General features: G+C 38.5%; 20 protein-coding genes and 1 pseudogene. 9 read left to right on the forward strand and 12 right to left on the reverse strand.

What is annotated here, in order from left to right:
• Positions 1–67 precede the first annotated feature (67 nt).
• Complete coding sequence (locus ACQ7EO_RS13590) at positions 68–910, forward strand: IclR family transcriptional regulator (protein ID WP_004721464.1); 843 nt, start codon at positions 68–70, stop codon at positions 908–910.
• An 88-nt stretch (positions 911–998) separates the two neighbouring features.
• Positions 999–2,174 (forward strand): MFS transporter, encoded by a 1,176-nt coding sequence (locus ACQ7EO_RS13595; RefSeq protein ID WP_434277652.1) that lies wholly within the window; start codon positions 999–1,001, stop codon positions 2,172–2,174.
• Positions 2,175–2,237: 63 nt separating this feature from the next.
• Here the strand turns inward: ACQ7EO_RS13595 and ACQ7EO_RS13600 are convergent, their stop codons facing one another.
• On the reverse strand, positions 2,238–3,209 hold the full coding sequence (locus ACQ7EO_RS13600; protein WP_314340795.1) for an NAD(P)H-dependent flavin oxidoreductase: 972 nt from the start codon (positions 3,207–3,209) through the stop codon (positions 2,238–2,240).
• A gap of 50 nt (positions 3,210–3,259) precedes the next feature.
• Between ACQ7EO_RS13600 and ACQ7EO_RS13605 the strand changes: the two are divergent.
• A pseudogene (locus ACQ7EO_RS13605) lies at positions 3,260–3,385 on the forward strand (enoyl-CoA hydratase); the annotation flags it as partial.
• 80 nt (positions 3,386–3,465) lie between these two features.
• Here ACQ7EO_RS13605 and ACQ7EO_RS13610 read toward each other — a convergent pair.
• Positions 3,466–4,311, reverse strand: a complete 846-nt coding sequence (locus ACQ7EO_RS13610; protein ID WP_004721467.1) for an IclR family transcriptional regulator — start codon at positions 4,309–4,311, stop codon at positions 3,466–3,468.
• 190 nt (positions 4,312–4,501) lie between these two features.
• A complete protein-coding gene (locus tag ACQ7EO_RS13615; protein ID WP_262781827.1) occupies positions 4,502–5,719 on the reverse strand; it encodes a CaiB/BaiF CoA transferase family protein in 1,218 nt (405 codons plus the stop codon).
• Positions 5,720–6,048: 329 nt separating this feature from the next.
• Between ACQ7EO_RS13615 and ACQ7EO_RS13620 the strand changes: the two genes are divergently transcribed.
• The 4 genes from ACQ7EO_RS13620 to ACQ7EO_RS13635 all read left to right on the forward strand — a co-directional run bounded on the left by ACQ7EO_RS13620 (position 6,049) and on the right by ACQ7EO_RS13635 (position 11,254).
• Positions 6,049–7,200 carry an acyl-CoA dehydrogenase family protein gene (locus tag ACQ7EO_RS13620; protein WP_004820521.1) on the forward strand — a complete coding sequence of 384 codons (1,152 nt, stop codon included), beginning with the start codon at positions 6,049–6,051 and terminating at the stop codon, positions 7,198–7,200.
• 61 nt (positions 7,201–7,261) lie between these two features.
• Positions 7,262–8,512, forward strand: a complete 1,251-nt coding sequence (locus ACQ7EO_RS13625; RefSeq protein ID WP_004820519.1) for an MFS transporter — start codon at positions 7,262–7,264, stop codon at positions 8,510–8,512.
• Between the two features lie 174 nt (positions 8,513–8,686).
• On the forward strand, positions 8,687–10,399 hold the full coding sequence (locus tag ACQ7EO_RS13630) for a 4Fe-4S dicluster domain-containing protein (RefSeq protein ID WP_434277654.1): 1,713 nt from the start codon (positions 8,687–8,689) through the stop codon (positions 10,397–10,399).
• Between the two features lie 264 nt (positions 10,400–10,663).
• On the forward strand, positions 10,664–11,254 hold the full coding sequence (locus tag ACQ7EO_RS13635; RefSeq protein ID WP_434277656.1) for a tetratricopeptide repeat protein: 591 nt from the start codon (positions 10,664–10,666) through the stop codon (positions 11,252–11,254).
• 77 nt (positions 11,255–11,331) lie between these two features.
• On the opposite strand, the gene ACQ7EO_RS13640 is transcribed toward ACQ7EO_RS13635, so the two are convergent.
• Positions 11,332–11,661 carry a hypothetical protein gene (locus tag ACQ7EO_RS13640; RefSeq protein WP_004721480.1) on the reverse strand — a complete coding sequence of 110 codons (330 nt, stop codon included), beginning with the start codon at positions 11,659–11,661 and terminating at the stop codon, positions 11,332–11,334.
• Between the two features lie 730 nt (positions 11,662–12,391).
• Between ACQ7EO_RS13640 and ACQ7EO_RS13645 the strand changes: the two genes are divergently transcribed.
• Positions 12,392–14,074 (forward strand): arylsulfatase, encoded by a 1,683-nt coding sequence (locus ACQ7EO_RS13645; RefSeq protein WP_434277657.1) that lies wholly within the window; start codon positions 12,392–12,394, stop codon positions 14,072–14,074.
• A complete protein-coding gene (locus ACQ7EO_RS13650) occupies positions 14,071–15,075 on the forward strand; it encodes an SUMF1/EgtB/PvdO family nonheme iron enzyme (RefSeq protein WP_434277658.1) in 1,005 nt (334 codons plus the stop codon). The genes ACQ7EO_RS13645 and ACQ7EO_RS13650 overlap by 4 nt, the downstream gene beginning before the upstream one ends.
• Positions 15,076–15,202: 127 nt before the next feature.
• On the opposite strand, the gene tatC is transcribed toward ACQ7EO_RS13650, so the two are convergent.
• The 8 genes from tatC to ACQ7EO_RS13690 all read right to left on the reverse strand — a co-directional run bounded on the left by tatC (position 15,203) and on the right by ACQ7EO_RS13690 (position 24,212).
• The gene (gene tatC / locus ACQ7EO_RS13655; RefSeq protein ID WP_239045947.1) at positions 15,203–15,976 is read right to left on the reverse strand and encodes a twin-arginine translocase subunit TatC; all 774 of its coding nucleotides are present in this window, start codon (positions 15,974–15,976) and stop codon (positions 15,203–15,205) included.
• Entirely contained in the window at positions 15,973–16,491 is a 519-nt protein-coding gene (tatB, locus tag ACQ7EO_RS13660) for a Sec-independent protein translocase protein TatB (protein WP_434277660.1), read from the reverse strand. Before tatB ends, tatC begins: the two co-directional genes overlap by 4 nt.
• A 17-nt stretch (positions 16,492–16,508) precedes the next feature.
• Entirely contained in the window at positions 16,509–16,733 is a 225-nt protein-coding gene (tatA, locus tag ACQ7EO_RS13665) for a Sec-independent protein translocase subunit TatA (RefSeq protein ID WP_004721490.1), read from the reverse strand.
• Between the two features lie 144 nt (positions 16,734–16,877).
• Positions 16,878–18,641 carry an alkaline phosphatase D family protein gene (locus ACQ7EO_RS13670; RefSeq protein WP_434277662.1) on the reverse strand — a complete coding sequence of 588 codons (1,764 nt, stop codon included), beginning with the start codon at positions 18,639–18,641 and terminating at the stop codon, positions 16,878–16,880.
• A 106-nt stretch (positions 18,642–18,747) separates the two neighbouring features.
• On the reverse strand, positions 18,748–19,761 hold the full coding sequence (locus ACQ7EO_RS13675) for a lipase secretion chaperone (RefSeq protein WP_303577354.1): 1,014 nt from the start codon (positions 19,759–19,761) through the stop codon (positions 18,748–18,750).
• A 77-nt stretch (positions 19,762–19,838) separates the two neighbouring features.
• A complete protein-coding gene (locus ACQ7EO_RS13680) occupies positions 19,839–21,062 on the reverse strand; it encodes an alpha/beta fold hydrolase (RefSeq protein ID WP_434277664.1) in 1,224 nt (407 codons plus the stop codon).
• A 730-nt stretch (positions 21,063–21,792) separates the two neighbouring features.
• Positions 21,793–22,833: an NAD(P)-dependent alcohol dehydrogenase gene (locus ACQ7EO_RS13685; protein WP_303577356.1), complete on the reverse strand. Its 1,041-nt coding sequence runs from the start codon at positions 22,831–22,833 to the stop codon at positions 21,793–21,795.
• 197 nt (positions 22,834–23,030) lie between these two features.
• The gene (locus ACQ7EO_RS13690) at positions 23,031–24,212 is read right to left on the reverse strand and encodes a maltoporin (protein ID WP_434277665.1); all 1,182 of its coding nucleotides are present in this window, start codon (positions 24,210–24,212) and stop codon (positions 23,031–23,033) included.
• Between the last annotated feature and the right edge of the window lie 170 nt (positions 24,213–24,382).

Below are 24,382 nucleotides of genomic sequence, written 5' to 3' on the forward strand. Positions count from 1 at the left end.
GAATGGATTTATTTTGCAGAGCGAAATATAATAGCCAAACTGTTGCTTTATTATATTTGAGTATTGAATGTCTCAGAATTCAGAAACTGAACAACCTATAAATTTTGATGAGATACGTCTTGATCCTATTTCACATATTCATCGGGAAAATAACCCCCAATTTATCGCTTCTTTAGCACGTGGTTTAGAGCTATTACGTTGTTTTTCTGCCAACAATCAAGTCTTGGGTAACCAAGAACTGGCAAAAATGACGGGTTTACCGAAACCAACCATTGCGCGGATAACCAATACCTTAGTGTCATTAGGCTATTTAAAACAACTACCTAATTCCACCAAATATACCTTGGATATCGGTGTTTTATCTTTAGGCTATGCAGCCTTGTCCAATATTTCTATCCGTAATATTGCACATCGCTATATGGAAGAAATGAGCCAATATGTACAAGCACCGGTTGCGATGGCAACCCGTGACCGTTTAAACATGGTCTATATCGATGTGGTTCAGATCGAAACTGCTTTAAATATGCGCCGTCCCATCGGCTCAACCCTACCCATTCACAGCAGTTCCATGGGTCGAGCTTGCTTGGCGGCTACACCTGAACGTGAGCGTAATTTTTTACTGGATGCGCTTAAACAAAAAAATGCTGAAAACTGGCCTGCAATTAAACGTTCTTTAGAACGAGCTTTCCGAGATTATCAAGATTACGGATATTGCCTTTCTTTAGGTGAATGGCATAAAGAAGTAAACTCTGTTGCTGTACCTTTAGTCAGCTCCAAACATGGTCTTTATGTGTTTAACTGCGGTGCACCAAGTTTTCATTTAAACCCTGAAAAACTTGAAGGTGAAATTGGACCCCGTTTAATCCATATGGTGCACAACATTCAAGATGCTTTGAGTGAAACGCCTTAACAACGATGTTTAAAATCAGATGCTTAAAATCAGCAGATACATGGTTGTGTGAATTAAAGTTCCGATTTCATAATGACAAACCATAGGCATGATGAAAAACACTCTCTATACCCCAACCATTATTTTAATGGCAGTTGCAGCAGGCATCTGTACTGGTGGGAATTATTTTAGCCAACCACTGATTCATTCCATTAGTCTAAGTTTAAATTTAGCAGATACAACCACAGCATGGGTGCCTACTTTAGCGCAAATCACCTATGCAGCAGGTCTGCTATTTTTAATGCCTTTAGGCGATATTCTCGAAAAGCGTAAGTTGTTATTTATATTTATGCTGCTTGCCTCAATTGGGCTAATTATTAGTGGTTTTTCCCACAATATTTATCTGTTAATGCTCGGTACCATCATTACAGGATTATTTTCTAGTTCAGCCCAACTGTTGTTACCACTGGCTGCCAGTCTGGTTCCAATTCAACATAGTGGTCGTGTTGTTGGATTTTTACTGAGTGGGCTAATGATGGGTGTCTTATTGGCACGTTCATTATCAGGGATGATGTCGACGCTTTTTGCTTGGAATGTTATTTATCTGCTCAGCGGTTTTTTATTATTGCTCATTGCGATTATTTTGTACCGTAATATTGGCTTATTTCCTCCAACCAAATCTGAAAATTATCTCAAAACAATTCACTCACTGCCGCAAATCTTTATTCAAAATCGTCGCCTAAGAATCAGAACCTATATTGGTGGATTAACCTTTGCCTGTGTAAGCTTAACCTTTACCACCATGTCTTTACTCTTAGCTCCTGCGCCTTATTTTTTCAGTGATTTTACGATTGGCTTATTTGGGTTTGTCGGTGTTTTAGGGACATTCGTTGCCAATTTTTCAGGTAAATTTATTGATCAAGGCTATATTCATAAAATTTCGATATGTTGTGGTATCGGTCTGATTTTAAGTTGGCTATTGTTTTTGTTGCTCTCTTATCATTTTATCTTTTATATCATTGCCTTACTTATCCTTTATGCTTCGCTCTCGGCTGTTCATGTCACCAATCAGAGTATTGTCTTTAAGCTTAACCAACAATTGCGTTCACGTTTCAATGCCATCTATATGACAGGTTATTTCGCTGGCGGTGCTTTAGGGACTACGAGTGGAAGCTATGCATGGAAACATTTTGGCTGGACAGGTGTATGTATCTTGGGCTTAGTTTTTGCCCTGCTGTGTTTATATTATTGTCTTACAGATGCTAAAAATCAGCACAACTCATAGTGTTGTGCTGATCTTTAAAAGCAGTCTTTCATCATCGAGATAAAGCTGAACTCAAATAGATGTTTATAAAAGCCCAAATAAACGTCCACGAATAATGTCTTCTGCATCTTTTACAATACGGTTGACCAGTTCATCACATGTCGGAATGTCATGGATCAGACTAGCAACCAAACCACATGACCATGCCCCAGCATTGACATCACCATCGATCATCACTTTAGGATAAACACCTGCAACTTCTTCAATGATATCTTCAAATTTAATCTGGTCACCAAGTGCTTTTTCTTTGGCTACAATTTTTTCTACAGCCGCATTATTCATAACACGCTCAGTATTACGTAAAGCACGCATAATTAAACGAGTATCTCTTTCCGTAGCATTCAGGATCGCTTGTTTTACATTTGCGTGTACTGGCGCTTCTTGAGTTGCAATAAAACGCGTTCCCATATTAATGCCATCCGCCCCCATGGCTAAAGCGGCAGCAAGTGAGCGTCCATCAGCCATGCCACCTGATGCAACAAAAGGAATTTCTAAGGTATCGGCAGCTAAAGGCAATAAAATCATATTCGGTACATCATCTTCACCGGGGTGCCCACCACACTCAAAACCATCGACAGAAACAGCATCACATCCAATTTTTTGAGCTTTTAGACTATGCCGAACCGAAGTACATTTATGAATCACTTTAATTCCAGCAGCCTTTAAATAAGGCATGACCTGTTCAGGATTACGGCCTGCTGTTTCTACAACTTTTACCCCACCCTTAATAATTGCCTCAACAAAACCCGGATAATCAGGTGTATTGACTGTGGGTAAGAAAGTTAAATTGACACCAAAAGGCTTATCGGTCATTTCTCGACATCGGGCAATTTCTTTTGCTAGATTTTCAGGTGTTCGCTGGGTTAAACCGGTAATAATGCCTAACCCACCCGCATTTGAAACTGCAGCAGCCAGCTCGGCAAAACCGACATAATGCATACCGCCTTGAATAATCGGATGTTCAATTCCAAATAATTCTGTAATTTTGGTTTTCATATTCTTTCCACTCACTATTTTATATTTAGAGGCTCATTTCTTAGCATCCTATGCTTGTCGATGATTTATTAAATCTGATCGATCATGAGTCCACTGTATTCTCACTTTGTTTGCAAGGTGACGAATTTAAACAAGCTCTGAGTACCTTGATGAAAAAAAACACCCATTTTTCGTAAGCAAACTATTTAACATGCATCTTATTAAAAAGGCCAACAATGTAGATCGTTGCTGGCCTTTCAGTTTTAAAGCAATAAAATTAGCTAATTTCAGTGCGGATATTATTCACCATGTGGAGAAGACGCGGTGCAATATCCTCTTCAAGTTTTTCGCGGTTCATAATAAAGCTTGGTCCGCCGCAGTTAAATACCAGTAGACCATGTTGTTCATGAATCAAGGGGACTGCCACTGAATTGACATCTTTATGCCATTCACCAATTGAAAAACAATAACCAAAATCTTGATAATCTTTAAATGCCTTATCTAAATCACGGTTAATCTTGATCCAATCGTCTTTATGTTTGCTACGGATTGCATCAAGTAAAAACTCTCTTTCATCTTCAGGCATTGCAGCCAGACATGCACGTCCCATTGAACTTAAATGAATCGGTAAATAAGTACCGACTTGGCGACGCATGGTCATATTGCCCTTGCCTTGTACCACATCCAAATAAATCATATTTAGACGATCACGCGTTGCCATTGCCACAGCAGCACCCGCATAATCCGCTAAGTTTTTCATATAGGGATGTGCAATATTACGGATAGACACATTAGAAAGCATGGAGTAACCAAACGCCAAAACCCCAACTGAAAGTTGAAATTTGCTTGAATTTGGGACCTGCTTGATATAGCCCAAACGTGACAATGTGTGCGTTAAACGGGTAATGGTCGGTTTAGGCAAACCCGTCATTTGTGATAACTCTTGATTACCCAAATGCTGATGTTTTGGGGTAAAGCAACGTAAGAGTTCTAAACCACGTCCTAAAGCTGTAATAAATTGACGATCATTTTCATCTTGCATATCTTCAATCGGATGCAATAACTCATGCCTCAAAGGCGCTAATAATTTTTCTGTTTGTTCTGCATCTACGGCATCATTCATGGTTATACCAATTCACATATTTGTTTCGCACTGCGAAAATTATAATCTATTTTTTCTATAAATAGCAAAAAGCAATCATCTGATTCACTTTGAAAATAAAACGATGCATCCATCTCGATGTGAAAAGTCTAAATTTGCTTATTTTATTGAAAAAAATGGCTTTAGACTGCTCACATCATCTATTTAAAAACTATCCTATCACCCCTTTGGCTTTTAACTCATCAAGTTTTGCTGGAGAGATAATACGGCCTAAGATTGTTTGAGTATGTTCGCCCAATAAAGGAGGCGCATTTCTATACTCTACAGGTGTACGTGAAAGCTTAATCGGAGAACCGACCACAGTAAGTTTTTCACGTTGAGGATGTTGCATTTCTACTAACATCTCTCGCGCAATCACTTGAGGTTCATTAAAAGCTTGTTCTAGATTATTAATCACACCAACAGGCACTTTAGCAGCATAAATTGCACTCACCCACTCATCGGCAGTCTTGCTTAAAAAATGCTTTGATAAAATTTCTATCACTTCATCACGATGCTTAACACGATCTGCATTACGGGTAAATCGAACATCATTGGGTAACTCTGGCAAACCAATACTTCTACACAGTTGGATAAACTGGGTGTCATTACCACAAGCAATGATAAACTCTCGGTCAGCGGCTTTAAACAATTGATAAGGCACAATATTGGCATGTGCATTGCCATAACGTACCGGCACTTTCCCAGATGAAAGATAATTCATTCCCTGATTTGCCATTGTAGCAATTTGCACATCAAGTAAAGCCATATCAATATGTTGCCCTAAACCTGTTACATGACGATTGAGCAAAGCAGCTTGTATGGCAATGGTTGAATATAGTCCTGTTGATAAGTCTGAAAATGCGACACCTACTTTTTGCGGACCACCACCGGGCAAATCATCTTTTTCACCCGTGATGGACATCAGTCCACCCATTCCCTGAATGATAAAATCATAGCCAGGTTCTTCTGCTCTCGGTCCATTTTGACCAAAACCCGTAATCGAGCAATAAACCAGTTTAGGATTAATTTCTGATAAAGAAGCATAATCCAAGCCATATTTTTTCAAAGAACCAGCTTTGTAGTTTTCAATGACCACATCGGTATCTTGAATAAGTGCTTTGATGAGTGCCTGCCCTTCAGGATTTGCAATATCTATTGCAACAGAAAGTTTATTGCGATTGGTCGACTGATAATAAGCGGCTTCTCGTGTCTCTTGACCAGCATCATCTTTCATCCAAGGTGGTCCCCAAGAACGCGTATCATCACCTAGTTTCGGTCTTTCAACCTTAATCACTTCTGCGCCTAAATCGGCAAGAATCTGTCCACACCACGGTCCAGCCAGTACTCGACTTAAGTCAAGTACACGAATTCCATTTAAAGCACCCATGTTTATTCCACTAACCTTTGATTAATTTCCTACAGGAAAATTTATTTAATATAAATTTCGCATAGCGATATATATTTTTAATATACACAGAAAACTTTAAAAATAAAACTTAATTTTTTCATCAAAAGTGATGATTTTTATTCAACAAATATAGATTAATTAAATCAAATAATTAGCCAACTGAAAAACAAGCACAATATACCGCATTGCGAAATTAATTTTCAAAATATATTGTTTTCTACTGATCCTTTGATTACTATCGCATCAATATGCAGGGTTTTAGCAACATCTCCTCGATGTTTTCAACATGTTGTACAAAGGACAAGACTATGATTCGAGATCAGGAAACACTCAAACAACTGGTAGATATGATTCGACAGTTTGTAGATGGTGTCCTTATTCCTCATGAGAATGAAGTCGCAGAAACAGATCAAATCCCTCAAGCCATCATTGAGCAAATGAAAGCTTTGGGTTTGTTTGGACTGACGATTCCAGAAGAATATGAAGGTCTTGGCTTGACCATGGAAGAAGAGGTGTCTATCGCTTTTGAACTTGGACGTACTTCACCTGCCTTTCGTTCACTGATCGGCACCAATAATGGAATCGGTTCGAGTGGCCTGATTATTGATGGTACCGAAACTCAAAAATCATTTTTCTTGCCCCGTTTAGCACGTGGTGAAGTGATCAGTTCTTTTTGCCTAACTGAACCAGATGCAGGCTCAGATGCTGCCTCTTTAAAAACCAGCGCAGTAAAAGAAGGTGAGTTTTATATTTTAAATGGCACCAAACGCTTTATTACCAATGCACCTCATGCAGGGGTATTTACGGTGATGGCACGAACCAATCCTGACATTAAAGGTGCTGGTGGAATTTCTGCTTTTATCGTAGATCGCAAAACCGCAGGAATCTCTCTGGGTAAAACAGATAAAAAAATGGGGCAAAAAGGTGCCCATACCTGTGATGTGATTTTTGAAAACTGTCGGGTTCCTGCCTCAGCACTGATTGGTGGTGTCGAAGGTGTAGGATTTAAAACCGCAATGAAAGTCTTGGATAAAGGTCGTTTACATATAGCCGCAATCAGTGTCGGTGCTGCCATACGTATGTTAGACGATACTTTAAAGTTCGCCCTTGAGCGTAAGCAATTTGGGCAAGCGATTGCTGAATTTCAACTGATTCAAGCCATGCTTGCTGACTCCAAAGCAGAAATTTATGCAGCGCAATGTATGGTTTTAGATGCGGCAAGACAACGTGATGCTGGGCATAACGTTAGCACAGAAGCATCATGCGCAAAAATGTTTGCCACTGAAATGTGTGGTCGCGTGGCCGATCGCTGCGTACAGATTCATGGTGGCTCTGGCTATATCAGTGAATATGCCATTGAACGTTTTTACCGAGATGTACGTTTATTCCGTCTCTATGAAGGCACCACCCAAATTCAACAAATGATTATTGCGCGAAATATGATTCGTGCTGCGTCTTAATTAACTTTTAGGCACTTTAAAACGATTTGAAGTGCTGTAAATCAAATGTAGGTAATGGATTATGGCGACAAACTACAATACGCATCTCTCTTCAATACAACCTCATACTTGGAAAATTGCATTTATTTTTGCATTTTTAGCCTTGTTGGTGGATGGTGCCGATCTGATGCTGCTGTCTTATAGTCTCAACAGTATTAAGGCAGATTTTGGTTTAAGTTCCGTTCAGGCAGGTATGCTGGGTAGTTTTACCTTGGCGGGTATGGCTGTTGGTGGGATATTTGGGGGATGGGCATGTGACAAATTTGGTCGAGTACGGATCGTGGTTATTTCTATTCTCACCTTCTCACTACTTACATGTGGACTAGGCTTTACCCAAAGTTTTCTTGAATTTGGTCTATTACGCTTTTTTGCTTCTCTCGGACTAGGCTCGCTTTATATTGCCTGCAATACCTTGATGGCGGAATATGTACCTACACGTTACCGTACAACGGTATTGGGTACCTTACAAGCAGGTTGGACGGTTGGCTATATTGTTGCAACGCTACTCGCTGGATGGATTATTCCAGATCATGGCTGGCGTATGCTGTTTTATGTTGCCATTGTACCTGTATTGATTGCTGTTTTAATGCATCTTTTGGTACCAGAACCACTCGCATGGCAACAGTCTCGTTTACAACAACCAACACGTGATAAAAATTCTGAGGAAACTTCAGCATTTAAACTGATTTTTAAAGATAAACGAAATCGCAATATGTTTATCTTGTGGGCGCTCACAGCAGGCTTCTTGCAATTTGGTTATTATGGGGTAAATAACTGGATGCCTTCATATCTAGAAAGTGAATTAGGCATGAAGTTTAAGGAAATGACCGCATATATGGTCGGTACCTATACCGCCATGATCCTCGGTAAGGTCCTTGCGGGGATGATGGCTGACAAACTTGGTCGTCGCTTTACTTATGCCTTTGGTGCGATTGGGACCGCTATTTTTCTACCACTGATTGTTTTTTATAACTCACCCAGCAACATTTTATATTTACTGATCGCTTTCGGATTTTTATACGGTATTCCTTATGGTGTAAATGCCACCTATATGACGGAAAGTTTCCCAACAGCGATTCGTGGTACAGCGATTGGTGGTGCCTATAACGTGGGGCGTCTTGGTGCAGCACTTGCGCCTGCAACGATTGGCTACTTGGCATCGGGTGGTTCTATTGGTTTAGGTTTTGTGGTGATGGGAGCTGCTTATTTAATTTGCGGCGTTATTCCTGCCCTATTCATCAAGGAAAAACTCTACGATCCGCAAAAATCGTAAAAGTAGACCTTGTAAAATCAGTTATCCCATTTTAAAGCCAGCTAAATCTAGCTGGCTTTTTTGTGGATATCATTTTGAATTTGCTCATCAAGCAGCCCTTTTTTGATGCTTTTTTATTTGATATTTTTACCCCAATAAATTAAAATACCGCTAAGCGAAATAGGATTTCTTTTTATGAAAGATTTACAACGAGAGTCAATGGAGTTTGACGTAGTGATCGTAGGCGCAGGCCCTGCGGGTCTTTCTGCTGCGATTAAAATTCGTCAATTAGCGCTTGAAAACAATCTTCCAGACCTTTCCGTCTGTGTGGTTGAAAAAGGCTCTGAAGTCGGTGCGCATATTCTTTCTGGTGCTGTACTTGAACCTCGTGCAATCAATGAACTTTTCCCTGACTGGAAAGAACAAGGTGCACCTTTAAATGTACCTGTGACTGAGGACAAAACTTATTTCCTCATGTCTGCCGAAAAGTCACAAGAAGCACCACACTGGATGGTGCCTAAAACCATGCACAATGATGGTAACTATGTTATTTCATTGGGTAATGTCGTGCGTTGGTTAGGTCAAAAAGCGGAAGAGTTAGAAGTTTCTATCTTCCCTGGCTTTGCTGCTTCAGAAATCCTTTATCATGAAGATGGTTCTGTAAAAGGCATCCAAACTGGTGATATGGGTATTGGTAAAGATGGTGAACCGACGCATAACTTTACTCCCGGCTATGAACTTCATGCGAAATACACAATTTTTGCAGAAGGTTGCCGTGGACACCTTGGTAAACGTTTGATTGCAAAATACAACTTAGATCAAGATGCTGATCCGCAACATTACGGTATCGGGATCAAAGAACTTTGGGAAATTGACCCTGCTAAACATAAACCAGGTTTAGTAATGCATGGTTCAGGCTGGCCTTTGGCAGAAACAGGTTCTTCAGGCGGCTGGTGGTTATATCACGCTGAAAACAACCAAGTGACCTTGGGGATGATTGTTGATTTATCTTATGAAAATCCACACATGTATCCTTTTGCTGAAATGCAACGTTGGAAAACACATCCACTGATCAAGCAATATCTTGAAGGTGGTAAGCGTATTTCTTATGGCGCACGTGCAGTTGTTAAAGGCGGTCTAAACTCTCTGCCTAAACTAACCTTCCCAGGCGGTTGCGTAATTGGTGATGATGCTGGTTTCTTAAACTTTGCTAAAATCAAAGGCTCTCATACTGCGATGAAATCAGGTATGTTATGCGGTGAAGCTGTATTTGAAGCAATCCAAGCGGGTCATGAGAAAGGTGGCGATTTAGCGGTTGCGCGTGTCGCTGAAGGCGAAGATTTCTTTGCCAAAGAATTGACTGCATATACGGACAAGTTTAACAACAGTTGGTTAAAAGAAGAGTTACATCGTTCGCGTAACTTTGGTCCAGCAATGCATAAATTCGGTTTATGGATGGGTGGTGCATTTAACTTTATCGATCAAAATATCTTTAAAGTGCCATTTACCCTACATGACTTTGCACCTGACTTTAGTGCATTAAAAACTGTAGATGCTGCGACATTTAAACCTACTTATCCAAAGCCAGACGGTAAATTAACCTTTGATCGTTTATCTTCTGTATTTGTATCGAATACCGTACATGAAGAAAATCAGCCAGCTCACTTAAAGCTGACCGATGCTTCGATTCCAGTCAATGTCAACTTACCAAAATGGGATGAGCCTGCTCAACGCTACTGCCCTGCTGGTGTTTACGAGATTATGGAAAATGATGATGGTTCTAAGCGCTTCCAGATTAATGCTGTAAACTGTGTTCACTGTAAGACTTGTGATATCAAAGATCCATCTCAGAATATCACATGGGTAACACCGGAAGGTGGTGGTGGGCCTAACTATCCAAATATGTAAGCTGGATACTTAGGACGATGCTTTAATGCTGCTCACCACTAAACATGCGAGTGTTTAGATAATTTTGTGTAGTATTAATAGCGTCTTTTACCCCAATTTGTCGAGTGATATAAGCTCTTCATTTTCATTATTTAGGTAAGCTTAGTTCCCTAGGGAGCTAAGCTTGAAAGACCAAATAGAATAAGTCTTGGCTCAAATTAAGTTGACTATAACTTAATTTTGCACTTTAATTTTATTGATTAAAAGACACAAATGATTGAAAAAATGATGAAATTTAAAATTAAAAAACTGCTGTATCCTCTGATTATTCTTACATTGTTCCCCGCTACAGTTGTATTTGCAGAAAGTTTTGAAGCGCTACTCGAAAAAGCCAACAATGGGGACGTAAAAGCGCAATACCAAGTGGGTTATCTTTATAGCAGTGGCAATCAGGGTGTGTCCTTTGATGAAGAAAAAGGTGTTTTTTGGTTTAAAAAAGCCGCTGAAGCGGGTGATGCAAAATCTCAACTTAGTTTAGCAATGAGTTATTTATGGGGATCAGGTGTCAGTAAAAATTCCCGTAAAGGTATTGAATGGCTGACCAAATCTGCAAATCAGAACAATGCCATGGCACAATACAATTTAGCTGAAGAATATGCAGATGGGAAAAATATAAATAAAGATCAAGATCTTGCAAATTATTGGTATCTTAAGTCGGCTGAAAATGGTGATGTGTCAGCACAATTTAAATTGGGATCTCTATACTTAGATGGAAATTCAGGTCTGCCTCAAGATATCAACAAAGCGAAAGCATGGTTAAAAAAAGCCGCAGATCAAGGCTATGAATTAGCGCAACGGCAATTGGCTGCACTATGATTGAAGACAATAAAACCACGACCTTACTACTTTATATAATTAATTTTTAATGATTATTTATTTTGACTGATAGTTTTTCAAATCAGCGGTTTTACAACATTTAAAACCTCATGACTTTTAACAATTAAACAAATACATTGATCAAAAATGGCTTTTGAATTTTGTATAAATTCATCTTCCATCGCATCTAAATGTAAGTGGCTTTCTTTTTGGACTTTTTTGTACAAAGCAAATAAATCATGCTTATACTGAGACTTACAACTGAGATTGAAATCCTTAAGTTCTTGCTCAAGTTCTAAGCGCATATTTTCAATAAAATGCTGACGTGAAGCTTTATTATTCTGAATATAAAATAAGCGTGTTTGTTCATAAGTGCCTTTATGAAATATCATTTCATAAATTTTCATCGTAATACTTACCTATATATTCGTATTATTACTCTTAAAATACAGCTCATACAAATGCATTATTTAATAAAATTTATCTGAGTCCGTATTGAGATAATATATTTTCTGTCTTTTATAAATATCTTTATCCATTGCTTTTTTATTCAGCCTTAAAAACTCCTATTTCCCTTGGGGAAAGGAAATAGGATCAAGGCATCAAGAATCTTTAAAAAAAGATCTCCCTCTAATTCTGTAGAATTTATCACATTAATCTTCAATTAATCAATACACCATCAACATAAAAACAGACAGTTCTGTATATTTTTGTTTAAAAAATATTCATTCGCAACCAAAGTGACTTGTTTATTTACATCGGCGTTTAAAGTTTAATCAGATTAAATTGTAGAGCTGGATAGATTCAAATTGTTGCTATGCTAAAACCAATGATATTACAAAAGTGTATTTGAATATCATGTATTAAACTATTACGAATATAAAACTTTCCGAATATGCCTAAAGCATATCCAAGGCCTTGTTATAAGCTGATGGTGCTCATTTTTTTAAGCCTAGAAGTATTTTGGTTTTATTAAACAGCTCAACATGCTTACTTTTAAATGATTTCAACATCTATTTGGAAGCATATTGAGGGCTTTTCTTTTTTTCAGATTAACAATCAAATTTTAATTATTTTTACCATAAAAATTAACACTCTAAACTCAGCCTAATTTTTTAGAAAACCAAGTCGACACGTATGTCTCATAAAAATCTGCTTACTACACTTTCCATTGCATTATTCAGCCTTTCAATTTCAGCATGTAATAATAATGATTCCGACCATTCAAATACTGTGGTGGAAACCAAGAAACAACCAAACATTTTATTCATCATGGCAGATGATTTAGGTTATTCGGATTTAGGCGCTTTTGGTGGAGAAATACACACCCCAAATATTGACGCACTGACCAAAGAAGGTCGGATTTTAACGGACTACCATACTGCCCCGACCTGCTCACCGACACGTTCACAATTGATTTCGGGGACAGACCATCACTTAGCGGGCATTGGGGCTATGGCTGAGCTCACCCCTGCTCACTTAAAGGGCCAACCGGGTTATGAGGGCTACTTAAATGAGCGCTCACTCTCAATTGCAGAGGTGCTTAAAGATAATGGCTACCGAACCTATATCAGCGGAAAATGGCACCTCGGTTTAACCGCTGAAACCAACGCACATGTAAAAGGCTTCGATCACTCATTTACGCTATTACAAGGTTTAGATTTACACTTTAAACAAGCGCCTAGTGCCTACAAACGTAATGCCACCTATACAGAGGATGGCAAAGTTGTTCCAATTTCAGCCTTACCCGATGATTTTTTCTCAACCAATTACTTCACCGATAAGCTAATTAGCTATTTAGAATCAGGAAAAAATTCAGGCAAACCATTCTTTGCCTATGCTGCTTACACAGCACCTCATTGGCCATTACAAGCCCCAGCTGAATATCGTGACCGTTATCGTGGCGTGTACGATGCTGGTTATGATGTGATTCGTAATGGTCGTATTGCCCGCCAAAAACAACTTGGTCTAATTCCAGCCAACTTTACTGCAGCCGAACCGATTGCGACACAAAATGCACCACAAAAATATGGCAAATGGAATGAACTTTCCGCTGAGCAAAAAGTATTAGAAGCACGCAGAATGGAAATCTATGCGGGAATGGTTGAAAACCTTGATGCCAATATTGGACGCGTGATTGAGTATTTAAAACGCAATAACTTATACGACAATACTTTAATTTTCTTTGTTTCAGATAATGGGGCTGAAGGCTTTATCCGTGGTAATTATGGAGCCGAATCAGGTTTTGATAATCGGGTGAGTAATGTCGGTACATCCAGTTCTTATCACTATGTCGGTCCGCGTTGGGCTGAAGTCAGTGCTGCGCCTTTCCACTTATGGAAAGATACTGCAGGTGAAGGTGCAACCACAGCACCAGCCATTGTTAAACTTCCTCATCAAAACAAAGCGCAAGCAACCTATCATGGTTTTGCTTCAGTGCTCGATGTTTTCCCAACCGTTTTAGATTATGCCAATATTGCCGTCCCACAAGGTCAATATAAAGGCCGTCAGATTAATACCCCAAGTGGCTACTCTTGGAAATCGGTGCTTGAAAATAAAGCGCAGACGATTCGCCCTGTAAACTTTAGTTTTGCTGATGAATTGCATGGCAGTAAATATGCACGTCAAGGCGAATGGAAAATTGCTTTACAAGGTAAAGCAGAGCTAGGAACGGGAACTTGGGAGTTATATAACTTAAAAAATGACCGTGGTGAAACCCAAAACATTGCACAAAATAACCCAGCAAAACTACAAGAACTGCTTGATGTATATAACAAATACACCCAACAAAATGGAGTCAAGGAATACAACATTCAATGAAGTTTAGCCCTCTTTTAATTGCACTGTGTAGCCTGTTCCTTGTAACAGGCTGCAATAAGGTTACGACCGACTCGCATCATTCTCCCAAACAAAGCAGTAAAGCTTCTACACCGCTTGGTTCATTACAGCAATGCGAACACTATTCAGGTTTACCCGATGCGTGGCAAAAAAAGCCAACAGCGGGGATGGTTTGGATTGCCAAAGGTTCATTTCAGCTCGGCTCCGATAAAGCCTATCCCGATGAACTTAATTTTGGGCAAAAACAACGTCAAGTTGAGGGTTTCTGGATCGATCAAACCGAAGTGACTGTGGCGCAATTTAGCAGTTTTGTAAAAGCCACAGGCTATATAACCGATGCAGAGCAACAGAAACAGGCGGCTGTATTTTCACCAGATACCAATAAGCCTAATCAGTGGTGGCAACTCAAGTCTGATTACACTTGGAAAACGCCCAATGGCGCTTCGGGTCAAGCTCCACGCCCTGCTGAACCTGTTCGCTATGTGACCAAAAATGATGCTGAACATTATGCAGTTTGGTTAGGACGAGATTTACCTACTGAACCAGAATGGGAATATGCTGCAAAGGCGGGCTCAAAAACCGATACGCCACTGCATCAAGCGCCTCAGGATGCCCATCAACATCCACAAGCCAATTATTGGCAAGGTGAATTTCCATTGCATAATTCTGTAGAAGACCATTTTTCAGGTGTAGCACCTGTCGGTTGCTACCCTGCCAATGCGTTCCAATTGTTCGATATGATTGGTAATGTTTGGGAATGGACCTCTTCTGTATATCAAGGTGCGCATGATCAACATATGGGAAATTATACGGATCTGCGTCAGCAAAGCATCGCAGCAACCCAATATGTGATTAAAGGTGGTTCTTTCTTATGTGCTTCAAGTTATTGCTCTCGTTATCGAAATAGTAGTCGATATCCGCAAGAGTTTGATTTGGCCGCAACGCATGTGGGGTTTAGAACAGTATTACGCACCCATCAATGAGACAAAGATAAGCTAAAATCTAAAGATATGGCGAATTTATACACTTAAATATAAATTTGCCTACTTTAAGAAAGAAAGGTTGAAAAGAACAAAGCAACACTTAACCACTTTCGCTAAAAATCAGTGCTTATACACGTTTACGTTTTTCAATCATCTTGCCAAATACCAATCCCAATTCAAACAACATCCACATTGGAATTGCCAGCATGATCATCGAAATAGCATCTGGTGGCGTGACAAACATTGCAATAAAAAAACAGCCCACAATAATAAAGCGTCTTTTTTCCACCAACGTTTGCGTACTGACCAAACCGATTAAAATCAGTACCAGTGTAATAATTGGAATTTCAAAAGTGACCCCAAACACCAAAAAGAGTTTTAAACAAAAACTTAAGTAACTGTTAATGTCCGTCATTGGCGCAACGGTATCAGGTGAAACACTGATAAAAAAATGCAGAATCGAAGGCAAGGCAATAAAATAGGCAAAGGCAATTCCTGAATAAAACAAGCAAATACTGCTCAATAACAATGGGAATGCCAGATTCTTTTCTTTTTCATACAACGCAGGTTTAATAAATGCCCAAATCTGATAAATAATGAAAGGCATCGCCAACATCAGCGCAATAAAGAAATTCAGTTTAAAAGGTGCCATAAATGTTGCAGTTACATCTGTAGCAATCATGGTCGAACTGGCAGGTAATTGGGCACGTAATGGTTCAGATAACATTGAATAAGTTCTGTTTGCAAATGGCAACAAACAGAAAAAAAGCACAATTAATACCCCGATAATTTTAAACAAATGCTGACGCAACAGCATCAAATGTCGGGTGATCGGCATTGCTTCAAGCTGAGTCGCTTCTTCAGAAGCTTGCTCTTGGAGCTGCGGTATCATTGACGTCATACGGCCACCTTCAATTGCGATATTGATTTGGAATGAACAGGAACAATGCTGAGTTTGTCATCATTAGATTTAGCCTGTTTTAGCCAAATACTTGGCAAATAAACAGTAGGAATAGCACGTGAGACCGGTTGATAAATCTGCTTCACCCTCAGCTGGGCTATTTGCTGTTCTTTTAATTGCGGTTGTTCTAATTGCTGTTTCTCTAATAGCGCTGGCGCTTGTTCTTGCTGTATAGCATCTCCAGGCATAGCCGATAATTGCTGTAGCTCATGCATCTGCGCCTGCATTTTTTGCTCTAATTCTTGAATGCGCTGCATCTCATTCTGCATCTGTTCGCGCAATTCGGATAAGCGTAATTCACGGTCAATGTCGTTCTGAACATTGCTGATGAGACGTTTCAATTTACTGTACCATTTCGCAACAAAACGCGCAGCTTCAGGGAGTTTATCTGGCCCTAACACCAACAGCGCAATAATCCCAAAAACCAATAATTCAGAAAATCCGACATCAAGCATGTGTTAATTCTCCAGTTTTAATGCTTTACCGTAGAGTTCACATCAGTATTGCTATTTTGATGTTCCTGTGTTCTTGGTTCATTCAGTGCAGCAGCGGTTGTTTCATCATCTTGAATTGATTTTTTAAAATCCTTCACCGCACCGCCGACATCTTTACCTAAATTTTTTAATTTAGATGTGCCAAAAAGTAAGATCACCACAATTGCAAAAATAAGTACGTGCCAAATCGATAATCCAGCCATGTTTTTTTACTCCTGATATTCTTGTGTTATTTCATTATGTGTACAAAGACAGCTAAACCCTGCACTACTGAAGAAATGATGTGATAGCAATCACATCTAAATCTTCTTCAGTAGTCAGGCGATATAAAATTAAATAGTCTTTTGTTAGGCAGTTTTCTTAATCGAGCGGGCATTGACCAATTGATTATTCAACACCACTTGATGCCCACGTTTTGTATCCACAGTATATTGCGGCTCTTTAATGGTATCGACATAGATCCAGTCCGCTTGAACCTGCGTTGCAGTAAAGCTGACATTCAGATAACCACGTTGATTTAGATTGGTATAATCCAACTCATCAATCAGTGTGGTAAACGCCATTTCAAACTGCTGTAACTGTTCCACTGGAATATTGAGATACTTTTCAATTCCCGGTGATGACACCGAACTTGTCGCCAGCTCGACACCGACAAAATCACCCGCCTGACTATACAACTCTGATGACCATGCATTATGGGTATCACCTGCCAGCACTACGACCTTCTTGTTCAATGCTTTTAAAGTGCCATACAGAATTTCTCGTTCAACATAATAACCATCCCAAGCATCTAAATTATAAGGTGCGACAGTGGTTAAACGTGCCTTTTCAATTGCTGTCAATGTTGGATCGCCCTGTAGCACACGCATTTTCAGTTGCACCAACTCCATAATCATCGTATTGATTTGATTTAAAACCTCTTGAGTTGCATTTCCACTTAGAACAGCGCTCAACGGTACCAGTAATTCAGCAGGGATTAATATCTTACCCATCAACACTTGCTGACCCAATACATTCCAAGTTGCCTTGGATTGAGCCAACTTTTGCTGTAACCATTCACGTTGGGTATACCCCATTAAGGTTCGATTCTGATTGGTTAAGTCAGTCTGAAAACGTTGAAAATCCATACCAGAAGCGGTGATATAATCGGTATATTCCAGTTGCTTATCTCTGGCAAGGATACGGGTATCTAACATGGTCAATTGCACCAGTGTACCAAAGTCAAACTGGCGATAAATATTGAGATGATCATTTGCGGAAATAGGACGAATCGGCATCCATTCAAAGTACGCTTGTAATGCTGCAAGTTTACGATCGAGGAAAGACCCTTCATTGGCTTGGTGATTTTCAGCACCATCTCGCCATGTATCATTTGCCAACTCATGATCATCCCAAATCACAATAAATGGGTGACGGTGATGCAATGTTTGTAAATCTTTGTCTTTACGATATAACGCATAGCGTTTGCGATAATCATCTAACTTGATAATTTCTTGATTATTGTCCGCAGCCAAAGTACGTCCTAACTTCACTGCATCTTCTGTTGCATACCCACCTTGACCATATTCATAAATATAATCACCCAAATGAATCACCACATCAACATCTTGCTTGGCCATTTCACGATAAACATAGAAATACCCTGCTGGATAATTCGCGCAAGAACATACCGCAAAACTGACCTTGGTCGGATTGATTGGTAGTGTTTTGGTTTGTCCAACTGGTGAAAATTTATTGCCAAAGCTAAAACGATAGAAGTAGCGTTGATCTGGTTTTAAGTTTGTGGCATCAACTTTCACCGTGAAGTCTTGTGCTTTTGCTGTGGTGACTTTGTCTGTTTTAATGATTTGCTTGAATTGATCATCTAAAGCAATTTCCCAAGTCACTTGCAAACGTGCGCTGCTATCATTGGGCGTTAAGCGTGTCCATAAAATCACGCGATCTTGTAAAGGGTCTCCACTAGCAACCCCATGTTCAAAATTGACTTGTAGTGTTGTTGATTCTCGATCTGAACTGTCATTACATCCCGTAAAACCCGCAGATAAAGACAGTGCACCAAAACCGAATAGGCTTTTTTGAATAAGTTCTCGTCGTGTAATTTTGGCTGTCATACTTTACTCCTTAAACTATGGCTAGATTACAAATACTAAATAAGACCTAACTTTATTTATTCTCTACGGTCCCATTAACTAGATTGATTCATTGAATACACATGCATTAATTGAGAATATCTAGCGATTTTTCCGTATCATAAATTTTTTCCAAACTGATAATTCTCCGCTTATCATATCTGTCACTAAAAATTTCTTTTCTAAGCGCTTCAATTGATTTTTCCTGATCAAGCATATTTAAATCACGCTGCAAAATTTCACCTCGCTTTTGCATATATATTTCTGCTTGGTTTTTAAATTGCGCTCTTGATTGATCAACAGATTCCATCCGCTCGGTCACTTCAGGACCAAACACTTTTAACCGCTCCTTGCGTATCTCTTCCTGTGAACCTCCTCTATTTTTTATTTCCTGAACTTTACGAGATACATCGTTAAAGTCTTTATTAAACTTTATGGCCTTTCTCGATTTTTCGGGCAGGTTGCTTATCGCTGTATTGAGTTCCTGTTCGATTTCATCATCTGTCATCCCTGTAGATTGATTTATTTTTAATACAACCAACTCATAATCTTCAATTTTGTCACTTGCACCAAATAATGCCTTTATCTCAAAGGGAGTGAAAAATCTTGCTCGGATAGATCGAATCGCATCTAACAGTCTTTTCGCATTTATATAATTCGCTTGATTTTTCGAATGTGCCTTATGGGTTAAAATGACCTGATCGGTATATTTGACATACCTAATCCATAAATCCTTTACGATACTTTGAGTCGGATCAACCAACAGCTTATTGAAAAAATTTAAACCAAAATTGGTAGGATCAGATTCAGTTGGATTATTTTTTAGTAACTTATCAAAACAATCCTTGGTCATATTATCCAAAACAAAAGTTTGATTTGTATCAAAACTTAATTCACAGTAAATATTCCCTCCAAACGCATCAACCGCAATGGGTATAAAACCATTGCTTGGTTTTATACCACCTATATTTAAAGCGGTCGCTTGATCTGGCTTTAAATCCTCCTGATTATTTGTCTGTTTATCTATTGGCTTAAATACAAGCCATAGAAAACAAACAATAACCACTAGAAAAAAAGATGAAACTAAAATACTTTTTTTCATTTAAAATCCCTGATTTTTTGTTTTAAATAAAATCAAGCTATATTTATTCTTTATAGATCAATATAGCCCAAAGTCAATCACATATTATTTTTCTTTAAATAATTTGCATGATCTTTTAAAACATCAATTGGGTTTGGAATTGTTGCCCATTTCGTCGGTGTTTGAACCCAACCCCAATTCCAAGGCCAGCCTGAAACTGAGAATGATTCATCGTATTTACTAAATGTTCCTGACTGTTCTCTATGTTTCCAGTTATAAATTCCTTTTAAGTTTCCTAGACGACTACTACATACCGAGACCGTACCATCATGTGCTTGGTTGGGAAATAAATTTACCACTTCATCAATTTTTCCCGTCCATGATGTCATATAAATAGGATAGGAATTTCCATCGGATCCTTTGATAAAATATCGATCAGGTGTATTGGGTAGATTATAATCGCTTGGATTAGCTGTCTGTTTTAGACATTGAGCAGAAATGGGAATACCTTCAGGGAATAAAGTATTAAAATCTTGCATACTTTTGGCACTATTGGCTCGGATCCCTTCAAGCAAATTAATATAATTTAGACTGTTACGACGATAATCTTCATCTGGTAATTTTCTAACACCCTCACCGCCCCACACCCAGAACGAGGTGTTGGCATTAAAGGTTTTAATATCATTTTCATCTAATCTGCCATCAATTATAATTTTATGAAGTGCACTTAAAAAATCATGTCTATAAATGATATTTTGCAAAAAATTCAACACAGACTGTAGCGAAGAATAAGGCAACATACTGCTAATATCTAATTTCCCAGTTGCTTCATATTCTTGGATATTTTGATCAGCAAATGGACTTCCCCGATGTGGAGAACCAACAGTCGCGATGGAGGACACCAACTCAGGTTTAACCCCAAGCGCATAACGGGACGTTGGTCCCCCTTGACTATGCCCTACTAAATTAAATTTAACGTCATCACGATAGTAAGTCGTTTGAATATACTGTAAATGCTTGATTAATTCTTCACCACGATATTCATTGCTATTTAAAGGACTTATAGAAACTGCTATCGCTGGTGTGGACTGTTCAGCCAATTGAGTTAATGTTGAGCCCCAGTAGTCATAAATAGAAAATTTTCCTAAAAACTTTACATGTTCTGCCCCAGCTAAGCCATGTACAAGCACAATTGGTTGAGGACTATTTTTATTTTCATAGCTGTCTACAATTGGATTTACATTAAAACCCGCAAAAGAATGGCTTGAATAAACTACTGTTGCAATTAAAAATACCCACTTAGATAAAGTAAAATCTTGCATACGTACTCCAATTTATAAAAATTTTCTTGTCATGGTCTATATCGTCGTCTCAAACTAAAATACATACCAAGATTCACAAATCCTTCGTGCTGTCTTATCGATTGGTATTGATTTAAATCATTTCTTAAAGTTATAAAAGTTGTGGAATTTTATTGATAAATATTCACAACACAGTGTTAAAGTATAAAATTTAGAAATATGCGTATTGACATTTCACCACGAATTCATTGACAAATTACGACAAATATAAAGACTGATATGTATAAAGTATTTTCTTTTAGGGTTTTAGTAAATTCAATTGAATTAAACATACAAATAAAAATCACTTGAATAATAAAAAACTTATTATCTTAAATGCTTAATTATTATTTATGATGATCAAAAAATTCAGACTATAAATAAAAAATTAAAATCATACCGTCCAAGGTTATTATTTAATTTTCATTTGATTAATATAATAAATACAACCAAACCAACTCATTATTTATACAAGTGATTTATATCTAGTCATTGAGCATAAATAAAGCATATATTTTTGTATAAACTTTTAGAAACTATTGGTTATCAATTCATTTTTTGTACTTTTGAATCATAGGTTGTCCTACCATAGGGCGACATGGATGTCGCTGTTGGGTGAGAGTACATATTTTGAAATGCTTCATTTTTAAACGCTTCATTTTTAAATATAAATATCCCGTCTCACATATCTAAGTGACTAATAATTAATAAATTACAGATCAAAATCAATAATAATTTTAATCACATCTGCAGGTGCCGATGCCGCCAACTCAAATGCTTGAATACTTTGATTAAAATGAATTTTTTTTGAAATTAACGGCTTCACATTAATTTGACCAGAAGCGATCAGCGCAATAGAACGCTCATAATCATTTGCATAACGGAAAATTGAAATCGTCTCAATCTCTTTGACCTGCATGGCAACAATATCCATCAGCACAGCATGTTGTGGCATTCCAACAAAAACCAGTTTGCCCGCAGGTTTTAGACAATCGGGCGCTGCTGCAATTGCGCTTGCATGACCACTACAGTCAACAAATAGGTCGACACCACCAACAAAGTGCCGTTGCACAAAGCACTTTAAATCTTCCTGTGCGACATTACATGCAATTAAACGCTCACCATAATGCTGGACTAAAAAATCCAGCTTCTGTTGTTTTATATCCGTGATGATAACTTGACTACAGCCTGATGCGAGTAATGCTAATGCCATTAAAGCACCAATCGTCCCTGCACCAGTAACCACGGCAGTATCTCCAGGTGAAATACCCACTTTGCGAGCCACATGTACACCTGAGGCCAAAGGTTCAACCAACACTGCTTCTTCCAGACTGACATGATCTGGTAACTTAAAGGTTAAGTTTGCAGGATGAACCACAGATTCACGCAATACACCATGTACAGGCGGGGTTGCCCAAAACTGAATATTCGGATCAAGATGATACAGACCCTGCATCGCTTCTGGAGAATTTGGCTCAAAAACCCCAGGCTCCATACATACACGATCGCCTATTCTTAAATGTTGAACTGCTGAACCTACTTCAACAATGATCCCACTCGCTTCATGCCCCAGAATCATTGGTGCATTGACAACAAAATCACCAATTCGACCATGCTGATAATAATGTACGTCACTGCCACAGATACCCACTTTGGCAATTTTAATGCGTACATCAGTTGCGCTTAGATATTCATTGATCTCAATATCACGAATTTGCAGTTTATCTTTTTCTTCCAGTACCAATGCTTTCATTGTGATTGCTTCCTTGGGTGTTGTTTTCCGTTGTTGCTTTTTTTTGTTTTTGACTTTCTGCTGCTACTGACTTATTCCACTGGGTTGTGTAGCAATGGTTGATGACATTTTTAATTGAGTCATATTTTCAATTGAGTCGTATTTTTTAAAATGAGCGATCTTATAAGACCACTCATTTTGAATAATCAATTAAAGCCTTACCACCAATATTCCAATTGAGCACCAAAGTTTGAACCACGATTCACATTGTGAAAATTGTTATTCGGCATCACCAAATCACGCATTTTTTGCTCATTATCGTTCCAAAATGCATAGGTATAATAAAGACGCAGTTCTGGGCGATCATAATAGCCTGTGCCCTTTATCGACCAGGTTGGTGCCAATGTCAATTTGGTCAGATTACGGGTTTGGTCATTGGCCTTAATTTGGTCATAGCCAATTTCAGTGGAAATTTTAAAATGATCTTGAACCACATATGCCACCCGAGAGCCTACTGAAATCCAATCACGATCTTGTTGATTCTTTAGTTGGTCTTTTTGGTAAATAAATTGAGCTTGTCCATTGAATTTCTTACTGTCTGAGGTCCAATCCAAGATTTCAAGAAAGCGCAGTGAAGAAGTATCACGATCCAACTCAGGGTTACCGGTATAACTCAGCCCGATCCCAGCGCCTTGACCATATTGTAGCGCCACGGTATTTTTACCATTCAATACCTCAGCCGTGACATTTTGCACGGTTAATGCCCAGCCCATCTCATCTGCATCAATCAATGACAAACCTGTATTGATTGTATTTTTAGAACCGATTGGAATCCCTTTCACTGTCACATCATGTCGATTGATATATTTTTCCTGAAATACATTATCTTTTCGGGAAAACACATAACTTAAGAACAAGTCATTGATTTTATAATCATCAATACCGAAGCCAGTAGCACTCTGATTCCAATAAAAGAAATCAGTCATGTGAATGTCATTACGTTGATAAAATCGCCTACCTGCCCAGAGATTTGCCCCATTCAGATAGGAAATATTTCTCCAATCCAAATAAATTTGATTCATTCGGGTAAAACCATTGTCGTCATTAAAACTTAATGTTTGCCCATATTGGTTATAGAACTGAAGCATTCCTTTGATGTTCAGTTCGGAATTATCTTTTAATTTGATCAGGTTTTGTTGGGCAAAAAACTCACCGTATTGTTCACATTCATTGCCAAGACGATACTTGGTCGGCGCCCCTGTGAGTCGAAAACACTCTTGTGTTTTGCCATTTTCAGTTGCACCGATTCCCGTACGGAAATAGCCACCAAATTCGATCGCAGATGCAATTTGCGACAATAAAAAAACCGCCGTTCCAACAATCCATACGTTTGTTTTCATGTTAAATTCCTTTTTTAAGCATGAGTTTGCCTTATCCCTCTGATTCATTCAGTTGGATGGAATAAAGAGCACACTCATTAAAATTATATTTATTTCAATTCAATTTAGAGTTTAATAATGAGATAAAATCATCTCCTTTAATTCATCTCATTGCCTTTATTTTCAAGCAC

This window comes from Acinetobacter sp. CE-15, from assembly GCF_051059255.1.
GTDB classification, from domain to species: Bacteria; Pseudomonadota; Gammaproteobacteria; order Pseudomonadales; family Moraxellaceae; genus Acinetobacter; species Acinetobacter guillouiae.